The sequence below is a fragment of the Roseateles sp. genome (assembly GCF_052436255.1).
In the GTDB taxonomy this organism is placed as follows: Bacteria; Pseudomonadota; Gammaproteobacteria; order Burkholderiales; family Burkholderiaceae_C; genus Pelomonas.
On the sequence record NZ_JBQVNP010000036.1, the window covers coordinates 25,170 to 39,463 of the forward strand.

The 14,294-nt window shown below is 66.4% G+C and carries 13 protein-coding genes; 12 read left to right on the forward strand and 1 reads right to left on the reverse strand.

Annotation, left to right across the window (positions count from 1 at the left end):
• Positions 1–35: 35 nt before the first annotated feature.
• Positions 36–2,066: a M13 family metallopeptidase gene (locus ACT6S0_RS10855; protein WP_444763903.1), complete on the reverse strand. Its 2,031-nt coding sequence runs from the start codon at positions 2,064–2,066 to the stop codon at positions 36–38.
• A 157-nt stretch (positions 2,067–2,223) separates the two neighbouring features.
• On the opposite strand from ACT6S0_RS10855, the gene ACT6S0_RS10860 reads away from it, so the two are divergent.
• From ACT6S0_RS10860 to ACT6S0_RS10915, 12 genes are all read left to right on the forward strand, one after another.
• Positions 2,224–2,616, forward strand: coding sequence for a gamma-butyrobetaine hydroxylase-like domain-containing protein (locus tag ACT6S0_RS10860; protein WP_444763904.1), 393 nt, complete (start codon positions 2,224–2,226; stop codon positions 2,614–2,616).
• 7 nt (positions 2,617–2,623) lie between these two features.
• Positions 2,624–3,355 carry a bifunctional demethylmenaquinone methyltransferase/2-methoxy-6-polyprenyl-1,4-benzoquinol methylase UbiE gene (gene ubiE / locus ACT6S0_RS10865; protein ID WP_444763905.1) on the forward strand — a complete coding sequence of 244 codons (732 nt, stop codon included), beginning with the start codon at positions 2,624–2,626 and terminating at the stop codon, positions 3,353–3,355.
• A 226-nt stretch (positions 3,356–3,581) separates the two neighbouring features.
• Positions 3,582–4,556, forward strand: a complete 975-nt coding sequence (locus ACT6S0_RS10870; RefSeq protein WP_444763906.1) for an EpsD family peptidyl-prolyl cis-trans isomerase — start codon at positions 3,582–3,584, stop codon at positions 4,554–4,556.
• Positions 4,556–5,392 (forward strand): polysaccharide export protein EpsE, encoded by an 837-nt coding sequence (gene epsE, locus ACT6S0_RS10875; protein ID WP_444763907.1) that lies wholly within the window; start codon positions 4,556–4,558, stop codon positions 5,390–5,392. The genes ACT6S0_RS10870 and epsE overlap by 1 nt, the downstream gene beginning before the upstream one ends.
• An 18-nt stretch (positions 5,393–5,410) precedes the next feature.
• On the forward strand, positions 5,411–6,847 hold the full coding sequence (gene epsF / locus ACT6S0_RS10880; protein ID WP_444763908.1) for a chain length determinant protein EpsF: 1,437 nt from the start codon (positions 5,411–5,413) through the stop codon (positions 6,845–6,847).
• A 33-nt stretch (positions 6,848–6,880) separates the two neighbouring features.
• Positions 6,881–7,735 (forward strand): polysaccharide biosynthesis tyrosine autokinase, encoded by an 855-nt coding sequence (locus ACT6S0_RS10885; protein WP_444763909.1) that lies wholly within the window; start codon positions 6,881–6,883, stop codon positions 7,733–7,735.
• Positions 7,736–7,798: 63 nt separating this feature from the next.
• Entirely contained in the window at positions 7,799–8,695 is an 897-nt protein-coding gene (gene xrtB / locus ACT6S0_RS10890) for an exosortase B (protein WP_444763910.1), read from the forward strand.
• Entirely contained in the window at positions 8,692–9,393 is a 702-nt protein-coding gene (gene epsI / locus ACT6S0_RS10895; RefSeq protein WP_444763911.1) for an exosortase-associated protein EpsI, B-type, read from the forward strand. Before xrtB ends, epsI begins: the two co-directional genes overlap by 4 nt.
• A gap of 17 nt (positions 9,394–9,410) precedes the next feature.
• A complete protein-coding gene (gene gmd, locus ACT6S0_RS10900) occupies positions 9,411–10,535 on the forward strand; it encodes a GDP-mannose 4,6-dehydratase (RefSeq protein WP_444763912.1) in 1,125 nt (374 codons plus the stop codon).
• 78 nt (positions 10,536–10,613) lie between these two features.
• Positions 10,614–11,546, forward strand: coding sequence for a GDP-L-fucose synthase (gene fcl / locus ACT6S0_RS10905; protein WP_444763913.1), 933 nt, complete (start codon positions 10,614–10,616; stop codon positions 11,544–11,546).
• On the forward strand, positions 11,543–12,952 hold the full coding sequence (locus ACT6S0_RS10910) for an O-antigen ligase family protein (RefSeq protein WP_444763914.1): 1,410 nt from the start codon (positions 11,543–11,545) through the stop codon (positions 12,950–12,952). Before fcl ends, ACT6S0_RS10910 begins: the two co-directional genes overlap by 4 nt.
• The coding region (locus ACT6S0_RS10915; RefSeq protein WP_444763915.1) for a lipopolysaccharide biosynthesis protein at positions 12,945–14,294 on the forward strand (1,350 nt) is incomplete at its 3' end. The genes ACT6S0_RS10910 and ACT6S0_RS10915, both read left to right, overlap by 8 nt.

Below are 14,294 nucleotides of genomic sequence, written 5' to 3' on the forward strand. Positions count from 1 at the left end.
TGCGGGCCCCGTTTGCCTTCAGTGCGCCGAGCGGTTCACCAGACAGTCAATGGATCCGTCGCCACCATCGCACTACCCGGCTTGCAGCTGAACGCCTGCGCGAAATACGGCGTGTTGCTCATCGGTGTCAGCACGCGGTACTTCGCCGGCGAATGGCTGTCGGTGCGCAGCTGGTTGATCAGGAACTCGGTGCGCACCTTGGTGCGCCAGACCAGCGCATTGCTGATGAAGAAGCGCTGTGCCGGCGTGTAGCCGTCGATCTTCCTGTCGGCCGCCCCACTGCGCTTGAGCGCGCGCTGCAGGCCCTCGTAGGCGATGGGCAGGCCCGAGATGTCCGAGATGTTCTCGCCCAGCGTCAGTCGGCCATTGATGGTGTAGCCCGGCAGCGGCGAGATGGCCGCATAGCGCTCGGCCACCTTGTCCGCGCGGGCCTTGTAGCCGGCTGCGTCGGCTGGCGTCCACCAGTCGGTGAGCGAGCCGCCGGCGTCGAAGCTGCGGCCGCTGTCGTCGAAATGGTGGGTGATCTCATGGCCGATGACCATGCCGATGCCGCCGTAGTTCGTCGCGTCGTCGGCCGTCGCGGAGAAGAAGGGCGGCTGCAGGATGCCGGCGGGGAAGATGATCTGGTTCAAGCCGCCCGCAAAGGCATTGACGATGTGCGGGCTGATGCGCCAGCGGCCGCGGTCCACGGGCGCGTCCAGATCCTTCATCTGGCGCTCGCTGTGCCACAGCGCCACCTTGAGCCAGTTGCCGGCGTAGTCGGTGCTGTTGAGCTGCAGGCCCTCGTACTGCGGCCACTTCTCGGGCGCGCCGATCACGGGCTGCATGGCCGCAAGCTTCTCCAGGGCCTTGGCCTTGGTCGGTGGTGTCATCCATTCCAGCTTCTCGATGCGCTCCTTCATGGCGGCACGGATGTCCTCCACGAGGAGCACAGAGCGCCGCTGCGCCTCGGGCGAGAAGGCCCGCGCGACGAAGAGTTCGCCCAGCGCCAGCGCCACCGGCTCGGTGCCGGTGCGGCCGCCGATCTGCAGGATGACGCTCTCGTTGCGTGGCGGCGGCGCCTGCAGGCCGGTGATGGCCTTGCCGCGGTACTCGAACGAGGCCATCGCATACGCCCTGGGCAGGCGCGGCGCCGTGGTGTCCAGCACGCGCAGGGCCAGATAGCTGCGCCAGACCTCCAGCGGCGTCTCGGCCGCCAGCTTGGCCACGCGCGTGGCGAACTCGGGCTGGCCGACGATGAGGCGCTGCGGCATCTTGGCGCCCGCCGTCAGCACGGCCAGATAGGCCTGCCAGTCCAGCCCCGGCGCCGCGGTGCTGAGCTCTGCCGGGCTCATCGGGTTGTAGTTGGCGTTGGGGTCGCGCAATCGGGCGCGTTCCCGGCTGGCCTCGGCAAGCTGGGTCTCGAAGGCCATCAGCGCGTCCAGCTCGGCCTCGCCGGCCGCGCGTCCGGAGGCGCTCAGCACTGCCTTGGCGAATGTCCGGTACGCGGCGCTGACGCTGCGGGTGCGCTCGTCGCCGCGGAAGTAGTCGTCGCGGTCCGGCAGGCCCAGCCCCGACTGGCCCAGGCCCAGCACATGGCGGCGCGTGTCCTTGCGGTCGGGCTGCACGCTGTAGGCCAGCGGCGCGCTGACGCCGCCGCGCGCCAGCAGGGCCAGCAGCGTGGGCAGGTCCTCGCGGCGCTGCAGGCCGTCGATGCGATTGAGCAGCGGCGTGATCGACGACAGCCCGCGCGCCTCGATGGCGGCCTCGTCCATGCCGCTGGAAAAGTAGGCGGCCATGAGCTTGAGCCCCGGCGTCGTCTGCAGCGCCGGCTTGTCGGCCAGTTCCTTGAGCGCCTTCTCCAGCAGTGCATCGTTGGCCTGGCGCAGCTGCTCGAAGCTGCCGATGCGGGCGCGACTGGCGGGCAGTTCTGTCGCGGCCTCCCAGTTGCCGTTGACGAAGGCGTAGAAGTCGTCGCAGGGTTGCACGTCCTTGGACAGGCCGTTCAGGTCGAGGGCTTGTACGGTGGCGGCCAGGCCGAGCAGGGTGGCTGCTGCGGCCAGTCGGTGGCGGTTGAAACGGGTCATGGCTGGGTTGGGTGAGCCGTGGAAAGGCATGATTAGAGCGCCCGGTAGCGCCTTGGGCTGGAAGACACGGGAAGCGAAGGCCGCGTTTTCTTCAGCCTCTTCGCATCGTCACCCCTGGAAGCGCGAGCAGATTGCGGCCATCTGAGACACTGGCGGCATGCCTCGCCCCACCGAACTCACCGTTCACCAGCATTCGCGCGTGCTGGAGATCGCTTTCGACGATGGGGCGCGTTTCCGCATCCCCTTCGAGCTGATGCGTGTCTACAGCCCGTCGGCCGAAGTCATGGGCCACGGACCGGGGCAGGAAACGCTGCAGACCGGCAAGCGCGAGGTCGTCGTTGCCGGCATTGAGCCGGTCGGCCATTACGCCGTGCGGCCGACCTTCTCCGACGGCCACGCCAGCGGTCTGTTCACCTGGGACTATCTGTACAAGCTCGGCAGCCAGCAGGATCAGCTCTGGCGCGACTATGAAGCGCGTTTGATAGCGGCCGGCAGGGGGCGCGATGATGCGATGCCCGGCAAGGCGGCTGGCTCCTGCCATTCGCATTGAACTCACCATGACCCAGACCCACTTCGGTTTCAGCACTGTCGACGAGAACGAGAAGGCGACGAAGGTCCGCGGCGTTTTCGACTCCGTCGCCTCCAAGTACGACCTCATGAACGACGTGATGTCGGCCGGCCTGCACCGGGCCTGGAAGGCCTATGCCGTGCAGGTTGCCAATCTGAAGGCCGGCGAGCGCGCGCTGGACATTGCCGGCGGCACGGGCGATCTGTCGCGCGCCTTCGCCCGCAAGGTCGGCGAGACCGGCCTGGTCGTGCACACCGACATCAACGAAGCCATGCTGCGTCAAGGGCGCGACCGGCTGCTGGATGAAGGCCTGATCCTGCCCACCAGCCTGGCCGATGCCGAGAAGCTGCCCTTCAGGAGCGAGAGCTTCGACCTGGTCAGCGTGGCCTTCGGCCTGCGCAACATGACCCGCAAGGACCTGGCCCTGGCCGAGATGTGCCGGGTGCTCAAGCCGGGCGGCCGCCTGCTGGTGCTGGAGTTCTCGCGCATCGCTGAGCCGCTGCGCAAGCCCTATGACTGGTACTCCTTCAACATCCTGCCCAAGCTGGGCTCGCTGTTCGCGGGCGATGCCGAGAGCTACCGCTATCTGGCCGAGTCGATCCGAATGCACCCCGATCAGGCCACGCTCAAGGCCATGATGAAGACGGCCGGTTTCGGCCACGTGGACGTGCACAACCTCAGCGCTGGCATCGTCGCCCTGCACGCCGGCATCAAGTGCTGAGCCCCAGCGGGACCGCGCCGTGACGGCGCCATCCTCCGCCGCCTGAACCTCTCCCCCCAAGAACGTGGGGGTCTGGGGAACTTCCGGCTTGATTTCGCTCTAACGCAGGCGGCTCACGAACCCAGTAATGGGGGCGTGGCGCCCACAGAAGCGACATATCGCACCACTACACTCATTCGTTCCCTGGGCGGGGAGCACCTCCTCCACATAACAAGGACCTCATCAGATGGCAAAGCGACTCATCAATCACCGGGCCTCCCTGTTGCTGGCCGTCGTCGCAGCCGCGGCGCTGCTGACGGCTTGCGGTGGCGAAAAGAGTGACAAGGCTTCCCAGACGGCGGCCAAGGTCAACAAGGAAGAGATCACCGTCCACCAGATCAACTTCGTGCTGCAGCGCCAGCCAGGACTCAAGCCCGAGCAGGCCGAGGCCGCCGGCCGCCAGGTGCTGGAACGCCTGGTCGACCAGGAACTCGCGGTGCAGAAGGCGCAAGAGCAAAAGCTCGACCGCGACCCGCGCGTCGTGCAGCAGATCGAGGCCGCCAAGCGCGAGATCATCGCCCGCGCCTATGCCGAGCGTGTCGGCGAGGCGGTCTCCAAGCCCACCACGGACGAGATCGCCAAGTACTACAACGACAAGCCGGCCCTCTTCAAGGATCGCCGCATCTACAGCCTGCAAGAAGTGCAGATCGAGGCCAAGCCCGAGCAGTTCGAGACCATCCGCGCCAAGCTCGCCGAGGCCAAGAACCTCAACGAATTCGCCGAGTACCTGAAGTCCGCCGAGCTGCGCTTCAACGGCAACCAGGCCGTGCGTGCCGCCGAGCAGCTACCGCTGGCCAGCCTGGACGCCATCTCCAAGATGAAGGATGGCGACTCGATGATCAACCAGACCCCCAACGGGTTGACGGTGCTCTTCCTCGTCGGCTCGCGCAGCCAGCCCGTTGATGAGGTGCGCGCCCGCCCGGCCATCGAAGCCTTCCTGCTGAACCAGCGCAAGGCCGAAGCCGTGCAGAAAGACATCAAGGCGCTGCGCGACAGTTCCAAGATCGAGTACGTCGGCAAGTTCGCCGAGGCCGCTTCGGCCCCAGCTGCGACCACCCCGGCGCCGCTGGTGCCGGCCGCTTCCGACACACCGACGCCGGTGGCGCCGGCAGCCAGTGGCCTGGATCCTGCTTCCATCTCCAAGGGCATGGGCCTGAAATGATGCGTATCAAACCACTGCTTCTCGCCACCGTTCTCGGCCTGGCCGCCCTCGGCGCACAGGCTCAAACCGCGGCCGCCAGGCCGGCGGCGCCGGCGGCGGCTGTCTCGCCCGAATACCGCCTGGGCTCGGGTGACGTCATCCGCATCATGGTCTACCAAAACCCGGACCTGACGCTGGAGACACGCGTCTCCGAGACCGGCGTCATCAGCTTCCCGCTGCTGGGCAATGTGCGCATCGGCGGCCTGGGCGTCACGGCGGCCGAGAAGCTCATCGCCGACGGCCTGAAGAACGGCAACTTCGTCAAGTCGCCCCAGGTCACGCTGACGCTGCTGCAGGTCAAGGGCAACCAGGCCAGCGTGCTCGGCCAGGTCAACCGACCAGGCCGTTATCCCATCGAGACGGCCGACATGCGCCTGACCGACCTGCTGGCCAACGCCGGCGGCGTGGCTACCACCGGTGGCGACATGCTCGTGCTCAGCGGCATGCGCAACGGCAAGCCCTTCCGCACCGAGATCGACCTGCCCAACGTCTTCAGCGCCGACCAGAACCGCGCCAACGACGTGCTGATCCAGAACGGCGACGTGCTCTGGGTCGACCGCGCACCGCTGGTGTACATCTATGGCGAAGTGCAGCGGCCGGGTCCGTTCCGGCTGGAACGCGGCATGACGCTGATGCAGGCCCTGGCCGCCGGTGGCGGCCTGAACCAGCGTGGTACCGAGCGTGGCATTCGCGTGCACCGAAAGGCGGCCGATGGCCGCGTCCAGGTGGTGCAGCCGACCATGGACGAGAGTCTCAGGGACGGTGACGTCGTCTACGTCAAAGAGAGCCTGTTCTGACTTTGTTGGGGAGCTGAGATGAACTTCGTCCAATTTCTGGCCATCGTGCGTGCGCGCTACAAGGTGGCGCTCGGCGTGTTTGCGGGCGTCGTCTTGCTGGCGTTGGCGCTGAGCCTGTTGCTGCCCAAGAGCTATACGGCGTCGGCCTCTGTGGTGGTCGATTCGAGCAAGCCCGATCCGCTGGCGGCGGTCCTTTATGCCGGGGGCATCAACCCCGCGATGGTGGCCACGCAGATCGACGTGATCCAGAGCGACCGTGTCGCCTTCAAGGTCGTCCGCAACCTGCGCCTGACCGAGAACCCGCAGATCCGCGAGCAATGGCAGAGCGCGACCGACGGTGAGGGCTCCATCGAACAGTGGCTCAGCACGGTTTTCCAAAAGAGCCTGGACGTGCGCCCGTCTCGCGAGTCCAACGTCATCACGGTCGCTTACAAGGCTCCCGACCCCAAATTCGCGTCGGCGCTTGCCAATGCTTTTGTGCAGGCGTATCTCGAGACCAACGTCGAGATGCGCGTCGAGCCGGCCCGGCTGTACTCGTCGTTTTTCGAGCAGCGCAGCAAAGAGGCTCGGGACGCGCTCGAAAAGGCGCAGAGCCGCGTGTCCGAGTTTCAGAAGGAAAAGGGCATCATCGCGACGGACGAACGGCTGGACGTCGAGAACGCCCGCCTGAGTGAGCTGTCCTCGCAGTATGTCGGTCTGCAATCGCTCGCGTCCGATTCGGGCAGCCGGCAAACCGCAGCCCGTGGCGCGGGTGCCGATCGCATGCAGGAGGTGCTCAACAACCCGCTGATCGCCGGGCTCAAGGCCGACCAGGCGCGGCTGGAAGCCAGGCTTCAGGAGCTGTCGGCCCGCCTGGGCGACAAGAACCCGCAAGTCATTGAAACGCGGGCCAATGTGGCCGAGTTGAAATCCCGCATCGACAGCGAGACCAAGAAGGTCAGCAGCTCGCTGGGCATCGCCAACACCATCAACCAGCAGCGCGCCGGTGAGATCAAGGCGAACCTCGAAGCGCAGCGCAACAAGGTCCTGCAGATGAAGGCCGTACGGGATGAAGGCGCCGTGCTCGTCCGCGACGTCGAGAACGCACAGCGCACCTATGACCAGATCATGCAACGCTTGAACCAAGCTACGTTGGAAAGCCTGGCGACGCAAAGCAACGTCTCGGTGCTGTCGCAGGCCGTGGCGCCGGTCGAGCCCACTTCGCCCAGGCTCGTGCTCAACATGATCGTGGCGCTTTTCCTCGGCACGCTGCTGGCCGTGGCCATCGTCGTGGCGATGGAGATGCTGGACCGCCGTGTCCGTAGCGCCGAGGACGTGGCCCAGGCTGTGGCGCTGCCGATCATCGGTGTACTGCCATCGCCCAACGCGCGGCGCCTTTTCCGCAAGGCCGCCAAGGCCAATCTGATGCAGCAGCGCCTGCTCGGGCGCATGTCCGACGCCGGCAAGACGGCCTGAGTCCCAATGAACGCAGCAACCTCTGGAGCTACCGTGAACGCCCCTGCCGACGTGCATGCCCGTTCGATTGGCGATCTCATCCGCGACGCGCGCAACCTCAGCGCCGCCGAGGTCGAGAAGGTGCTGAGCTATCAGCGCGAGCACGGCGTGCGCTTCGGCGAAGCCGCAGTCACTCTGGGCCTGGCCAGCCCTGACGACGTGCTCAGTGCACTCGCGCAGCAGTTCCATTACCCGCTGGCCAACGCCGAGCGTCGCGATGCCAGCCCTGAACTGGTCGCGCTGACTCAACCCTTCTCGGTTCAGGCGGAGGCGATCCGCGCCGTGCGCAGCCAGGTCGTGATGCGCTGGAACCGCCCCGACGCGCCGCGCCAGGCGCTCGCCCTGATCAGCCCTGACTCCGGCGATGGCAAGACGTTCTTCGCTGCCAACCTCGCGGTATCGCTGGCCCAGCTTGGCGGGCGCACGCTGATCGTCGACGCTGACCTGCGCGGCCCGCGCCAGCACGAAGTCTTCAAGGTCAGCAATGCTGCCGGCCTGTCATCGCTGTTGTCGGGCCGGGCCGAGACCCAGGTCATCCAGGCGGTCGATGGTGTGGCCGGCCTCTTCGTGCTGCCTTGCGGCCCCATTCCACCCAATCCTCTGGAACTGCTGGAGCGTCCTGCCTTTGGCTTGCTGGTGCGTGAACTGGCTGCGAAGTTCGACCATGTCGTCATCGATACCGCTGCCGCCTCGCTGGGTTCGGATGGCTGCGTCGTCGCGGCGAAGTGTGGCTCTGCCCTGGTGCTGACGCGCAAGCACGAGAACAAGGTCGCCGCACTTCAAGACTTGGTCGCCAGCCTGGCCGGCAGTTCGGTCCAGTTGCTGGGCGCGGTCGTCAACGAATTCTGATGAAGCCCGCCTGCTGCCTATGGCTTGGCGGTCGAGGTGGGTTGCCCAATGAGTGCGAACGCAATGTCTGCAGTGCCTTCTGAACGCCAGGGCCTCCTGCCAGCCGGGGTCGATGTCCCCGCGCTCGTGCTGGTCGTGCTGGGCCTGCTCGTGGCCTATGTCCCTGCCTACGTCGAACTCAGCCGAACGATCTGGCGCACCGATGAGCAAGGCCACGGCCCGATCATCTTCATCGTCAGTCTCTGGCTGCTCTACAACCTGCGCCACACGGTGGCGGCTTTGCCGTCGCGCCCCGCCACGGTCGGTGCCGTCCTCGTTCTGCTGTTCGGCAGCCTGCTCTACGTGGCCGGGCGTTCCCAGGACATCTGGATCTTCGCCATCGGCTCGCAGATCTGGATGCTGGCCGGCCTGGCCCTGTTGTTCAAGGGCTGGAGGGGTCTGCGGGTGATCTGGTTCCCGCTGTTCTTTCTGCTCTTCATGGTGCCGCTGCCCGAGGCGCTGGTCGCATCTGTGACCGCACCGCTGAAGACCGCCGTGTCCTATGTGGCCAGCAACCTTCTGCATGCAATGGGCTTGCCGGTCGGTCGCTCGGGCGTCATGCTGACGGTCGGCCAGTACCAGCTGCTGGTCGCAGACGCCTGTGCAGGGCTCAACTCCATGTTCACGCTCGAGGCCCTGGGCATGCTCTACATGAACTTGATGCGCTACACATCGGCGGCCCGCAATATCACGCTCGCCGTGCTGCTCGTGCCCATCGCGTTCTGCGCCAACATCGGGCGAGTCATGATCCTGGTGCTGGTGACGTATTTCTTCGGCGACGCGGCCGGCCAGGGCTTTGTTCACGGCTTCGCCGGCATGGTGCTGTTCATCCTCGCGCTGCTGTTGATGCTGCTGGTCGACAAGGGCCTCAACCTTTTCTTCAAGCCCGAGCGTGGCATCTCGCAGGAGAAGCCAGCATGAGCGCACTCATCACGCCCGTGCGCCTGCGCGCGCTGCTCGCCGCGCTGTTGCTGGTGTCGGCTTCTGGCCTCGCACATGTGGCCACGCCCACCATCCATCTGGCCGACCGGCATGCCAAGGTCGACCTGGAAACTGTCTTTCCCAAGGCCTTCGGCGACTGGCGGCTCGACAGCAATCTGCCGGTCGCCATCGTTTCGCCCGATGTCGAGGCGCTGCTCAAGACGCTGTATGCGCAGACGGTGACCCGCACCTACGTCAGCCCGGCTGGTGAGCGAATCATGCTGTCGGTGGCCTATGGCGGTGACCAGTCCGACGCGACCCGCGCCCACCGCCCCGATGTCTGCTACCCATCGCAGGGCTTCGACATCCTGGCCAACGTCAATGCCAGCATCGACCTCGGCGGTGTCCAGATGCCCGTGAGGCACATGTCCGCCAAGATGGCGCAGCGCTATGAGCCGGTGACGTTCTGGTTCGTCGTCGGCGAGCACATCGCCGTGACCGGGCAACAGCAGAAGCTTGCGCAATTGCGCTACGGCATGCGCGGCATCATTCCCGATGGCATGTTGGTGCGGGTCTCCAGCATCGACCCCGACGCGGATGCCGCCTACAGGCTGCAGGCCCGTTTCATCGCCGACATGCGCAGCGCCATGCCCCAGCCCGCGCGGCTGCGGGTCTTTGGCGGCGCATTGGCCAGTTAACTACGTTCAGACCACTTATGAGCAGTACAAAGAAGATCGCGCTGATCACCGGCGTGACCGGCCAGGATGGCGCCTACCTCACCGAGCTGTTGTTGTCCAAGGGCTATGAAGTACATGGCATCAAGCGCCGTGCGTCGTCCTTCAACACCGATCGCATCGATCATCTCTACCAGGATCCGCATGTCGACAACCAGCGGTTCAAGCTCCACTACGGTGACCTGACCGACAGCACCAACCTGATCCGCATCGTCCAGGAAGTGCAACCCGACGAGGTCTACAACCTCGGCGCGATGAGCCACGTCGCTGTCAGTTTCGAGAGCCCCGAGTACACCGCCGACGCGGACGGCATGGGCACGCTGCGCCTGCTTGAAGCCATCCGCATCCTCGGACTTGAAAAGAAGACGCGCTTTTATCAGGCCTCCACCTCCGAGCTCTACGGCCTGGTGCAGGAGATCCCGCAGAAGGAGACCACGCCCTTCTACCCGCGCAGCCCCTACGCGGTCGCCAAGATGTACGCCTACTGGATCACGGTCAACTACCGTGAGGCCTACGGCATGTACGCCTGCAACGGCATCCTCTTCAACCACGAGAGCCCGCGCCGTGGCGAGACCTTCGTCACCCGCAAGATCACCCGCGCCATCGCCCGCATTGCGCTGGGCCTGCAGGACTGTCTCTACCTGGGCAACATGAGCGCGCTGCGCGACTGGGGTCATGCCAAGGACTACGTCGAGATGCAGTGGCTGATGCTGCAGCAGGATCAGGCCGACGACTTCGTCATTGCCACCGGCGTTCAGTACAGCGTGCGCCAGTTCGTCGAATTCGCTGCCGGCGAACTCGGCATCACGCTCGCGTTCGAAGGCGAAGGCGACAAGGAAGTCGGCCGCGTCACCCGGGTGGTCGGCGACAAGGCCAAGTGCAAGGTCGGTGACGTCATCGTCAAGGTCGACCCGCGCTACTACCGCCCCACCGAGGTCGAGACCCTGCTGGGCGACCCGACCAAGGCCAAGGAAAAGCTCGGCTGGGTGCCCAAGACCACGCTGCGCGAACTGGTCGCAGAGATGGTCCAGGCCGACTACACCGCGGCGCGCCGTGACAGCCTCGTCAAGATGGCCGGCTTCCAGGCCTACGACCACCATGAGTGATCTGCCTTCTCGACCGCTGGCGCCTGGCTGCCGCCCCCCATGCCGGTCGCGGGCAGACGGTCTTGTTGTAGGTGGTAAATGTCAAGCTTGAGTCGTACGGATCGCATCTTCGTGGCCGGCCATCGGGGCATGGTCGGTTCGGCGCTGCTGCGCCGCTTGCGGGCCGGGGGCTACACGAATGTGCTGACTGCCACCCGGCAGGAACTCGACCTGCTCGACCAGCGTGCCGTTCATGAATGGTTGCAGGCCAGCAAGCCCGACTACCTGTTCCTGGCCGCGGCCAAAGTCGGCGGCATCCAGGCCAACAACGTCTACCGCGCCGAGTTCCTCTATCAGAACCTGATGATCGAGGCCAACCTCATCCATGGCGCCCATCTGGCCGGCGTGCAGCGGCTGATGTTCCTCGGCTCGTCGTGCATCTATCCCAAGCTGGCCCCCCAGCCGCTGCGCGAAGACAGCCTGCTGACCGGCCCACTGGAGCCCACCAACGAGCCCTATGCCATTGCCAAGATCGCCGGCATCAAGCTCTGCGAGAGCTACAACCGACAGTACGGCCGGCAGTACGTCAGCGCGATGCCGACCAATCTCTACGGCCCCAACGACAACTACGACCTGAACAACAGCCATGTGCTGCCGGCGCTGATCCGCAAGGCCCATGAGGCCAAGCTGCGCGGCGACACGGAGCTGGTCGTCTGGGGCACCGGCACGCCGCTGCGCGAGTTCCTCTACGTCGACGACCTGGCCGACGCCTGCGTCCACCTGATGGAGACCGGCGCCGACGACGTGCTGACCAACATCGGCTTCGGCAGCGACGTCAGCATCCGCGAACTCGCCGGGCTGGTGTGCGAGGTCGTCGGCTTCGGCGGTGAGCTGGTGTTCGACACCAGCAAGCCCGACGGCACGCCGCGCAAGCTGATGGATGTGAGCCTGTTGGCCAGCCGGGGCTGGCGCGCGCGCACCGGCTTGCGCGAGGGCATCGCACTGGCCTATGCAGACTTCCTGAGCCGATGAACGAGCTGACGCAGTACGCCTTCCTCGCGCTGCCCTGGGTGCTGGCGGTCGCCATTCCGTTGGCCATCGTCACCTGGGTGGTGGTCGGGGCGCGGGCTGCGTCTGCGTGGGCGCTGATCTATCTGGTGTTCCTGTTCAGCTTCCCCAACGCCTCCTGGGGGCTGCTCGAGCCGGTGGCTGGCGCCAATTTCTACACCCGCGGCACCGGCACCTTCTTCTTCTCGGCCATCAACCTGCTGTTGTTCGGCCTGGCCTTCCAGTGCTTCGTGATCCGCCGCTTCAGCGCTGCCCCGGTCGCGGCGCACAACCTCAAGGTGCCGGTGGTCATCTTCGGCCTGCTGTTGCTCGGCAACCTCGTCGTGGGGCTGGCACTGCCCAAGGTCTACTGGTTCCAGCTCCTGTCGCCCTCGGGCCTGCTGAACGTCTTCAACCTGATGCTGGCGTTCTATGTGCTGACCACCTGCTTCGGCGAGCAGAAGTCGCTCGACCGGCTGATCAACGTGCTGCTCGTCATGGTCGTGGCCCGCGGCCTGTGGGGCCTGGCGCGCTTCGTCGCCCTTGGCGGGGACCCGGCCAACTTCTACGCCAACTTCCAGCGCATCGACGTGCGCCTGACCTTCTTCGACATCAACGACTCGCTGCTCGCCACGATGGGGCTGTTCCTGGCCGCCTGGCGGCTGCTCACCGGGCAGGCCAAGTCCTTCGGCCAGCGCTGGATGTACATCGGCATCGTGCTGCTCGAGCTGTTCATCATCGTCTTCTCCTACCGGCGCACCGCCTGGGGCGGCCTGGCGCTGGCCCTGCTGCTGCTGGCCTTCAGCGTCAGCCGTGTGCAGCGCACGTGGCTGTTGCTCAGCTATGTGGTGGCTGGCCTGCCCTTGCTCGTCTACAAGCTGGTGCAACGTGGTGGCAGCTCGCACTACGGCGGCGACTGGCTGCAGAAGATGCTGCCCGACGTCTTTGGCGGGGGCACCGGCTTCAGCTTCACGACGGGCCGCTTCGCCGAGCTGTATGCGGCCTTGCTGTCCATGCGCGAGAGCCCGATCTGGGGCCTGGGCGCCTGGGGCAGCTACAGCGGCTTCCGCTTTTCCGACCTCAACTGGCACCGCGGCGACTTCAGCTGGATGCACAGCGGTGTGCTCCACATCGCGCTGAAGACCGGCCTGATCGGCGTGGTCGCCTCGTTGCTCGTCATCGTGGGCGTGTTCCGCTTCGTCAAACGGCACAGCGCGCGGCTGGCCCCGCGCGAGCGCGGCATCCTGCTGGCGGGTGCGGCCGGGCTGCTCTTCATGCTGCCCACCTGGCTGGTGGGCACGCCGGTCATCGAGTTCCGAACCATGCAGTTGCTGGCGCTGGCCCTGGCGCTGCCCTACCTCGCTGTGACGGTGGCTGACAGACGTGGCTAGGTCCGTGGGGTTGATGCGCGGCGCAGCCTTCAATCTGCTGGGCGCCGCGGTACCGGCATTGCTCGCCGTCCTGACCGTGCCTCTGGTGGTGGGCTACCTCGGCCAGGAGGACTACGGCCTGCTGATGCTCGTCACGTCCATCATGGGCTACTTCGCCATGATCGACATCAACGTCACCGCGGCGTCCACCAAGTTCGTTGCCCAGCACCATGCCCAGGGCGCCCAGCGGCAGATGCACCAGACGGTCGCCTTCGGCCTGCTGATCTATGTCGGCATCGGCCTCGTCGGTGCCGCCGCGCTCTGGACGTTTGCGACCCCGCTGGCCACCGAGGTCTTCAAGATCAGCCCCGCACGCCAGCTTGATGCCGTGCGCGCGCTGCAATGGGCGGCGCTGGGCTTTCTGGTCGGCCAGATCCAGGTCTATCTGCAGAGCCTGCCCGGCGCGCTGGCGCGTTACGACCTGGCGGGCAGCGTCGAAGCCGGCTTTGGCACCTTGCTGCCGCTGCTCACCGTGGGCCTGCTGATGCTCGGCGGTGGTCTGGTGGAGCTGATCTGGCTGCGCATCGCGCTGGGCTGCGTCCAGGCCCTGGGCGTGCTGAGCTGGCTGGTGGGCCGCATGAAGCTGCGCTGGGCGCGGCCCGATGCCGCCACCCGGCGCGGCATGCTGTCCTTCAGCGCCTTCGCCTTCCTGAGCCGCTTTGCCGCCCTGAGCTATTCGCATGGCGACAAGCTGATCATCGGCGCCGTCGTCGGTGCCGGGCCGCTGACCCTGTTCGCCGTGCCGGCCATGCTGGTCAACCGCGTCATGGCGCTGCTGTTCCGCCTGGCGGCGGTGCTGTTCCCGCATGCCGCCCAACTCGCCGCGCAGGACCGCATGGCCGAGCTGCAGGCTGCCTACTTCAGCGCTGCGCGCTATCTGTGCTTTCTCAACGGTGCCACCGCTCTGCTGCTGGCCGTGCTGGCGCCGGCCATCCTGACGGTCTGGATGGGCCCCGGCTTTGCCGCCAGTGGCGCCACCATCCTCGCGCTGATGGCGCTGGCACAGTGGTCCGATTCGCTCACCCATGTGCCCTCGCTCGTCAACGACGGCCTGGGCCACCCGCGCGTCACCGGCCTGTTCGCGCTGGCGCGTGCGCTGCTGGGCCTGGGCCTGATCGCCGTGGGCGTCGCCCAGGCCGGCATCGCGGGCGCCGCCTGGGCCCACCTGGCGGCCTCGCTGCTGATGGGCGCGGCCTTTGTGGCGTTCGTACACGGCCGCTCGCTGCCGTTCCCGCTGCGGCGCTGGCTGACCGAGGCCACGCTGCGGCCGGCCCTGGCCCTGCTGCCCGGTGCGGCCCTGGGC

Excerpts from the sequence above, each read along its gene's own strand:
- epsF (WP_444763908.1), top strand. The coding sequence starts at position 5,411 with ATGAACTTCGTCCAATTTCTGGCCATCGTGCGTGCGCGCTACAAGGTG.
- ubiE (WP_444763905.1), top strand. The coding sequence starts at position 2,624 with ATGACCCAGACCCACTTCGGTTTCAGCACTGTCGACGAGAACGAGAAG.
- epsE (WP_444763907.1), top strand. The coding sequence starts at position 4,556 with ATGCGTATCAAACCACTGCTTCTCGCCACCGTTCTCGGCCTGGCCGCC.
- fcl (WP_444763913.1), top strand. The coding sequence starts at position 10,614 with ATGTCAAGCTTGAGTCGTACGGATCGCATCTTCGTGGCCGGCCATCGG.
- ACT6S0_RS10860 (WP_444763904.1), top strand. The coding sequence starts at position 2,224 with ATGCCTCGCCCCACCGAACTCACCGTTCACCAGCATTCGCGCGTGCTG.
- xrtB (WP_444763910.1), top strand. The coding sequence starts at position 7,799 with ATGTCTGCAGTGCCTTCTGAACGCCAGGGCCTCCTGCCAGCCGGGGTC.
- ACT6S0_RS10870 (WP_444763906.1), top strand. The coding sequence starts at position 3,582 with ATGGCAAAGCGACTCATCAATCACCGGGCCTCCCTGTTGCTGGCCGTC.
- ACT6S0_RS10855 (WP_444763903.1), bottom strand. The coding sequence starts at position 2,066 with ATGACCCGTTTCAACCGCCACCGACTGGCCGCAGCAGCCACCCTGCTC.
- gmd (WP_444763912.1), top strand. The coding sequence starts at position 9,411 with ATGAGCAGTACAAAGAAGATCGCGCTGATCACCGGCGTGACCGGCCAG.
- epsI (WP_444763911.1), top strand. The coding sequence starts at position 8,692 with ATGAGCGCACTCATCACGCCCGTGCGCCTGCGCGCGCTGCTCGCCGCG.
- ACT6S0_RS10910 (WP_444763914.1), top strand. The coding sequence starts at position 11,543 with ATGAACGAGCTGACGCAGTACGCCTTCCTCGCGCTGCCCTGGGTGCTG.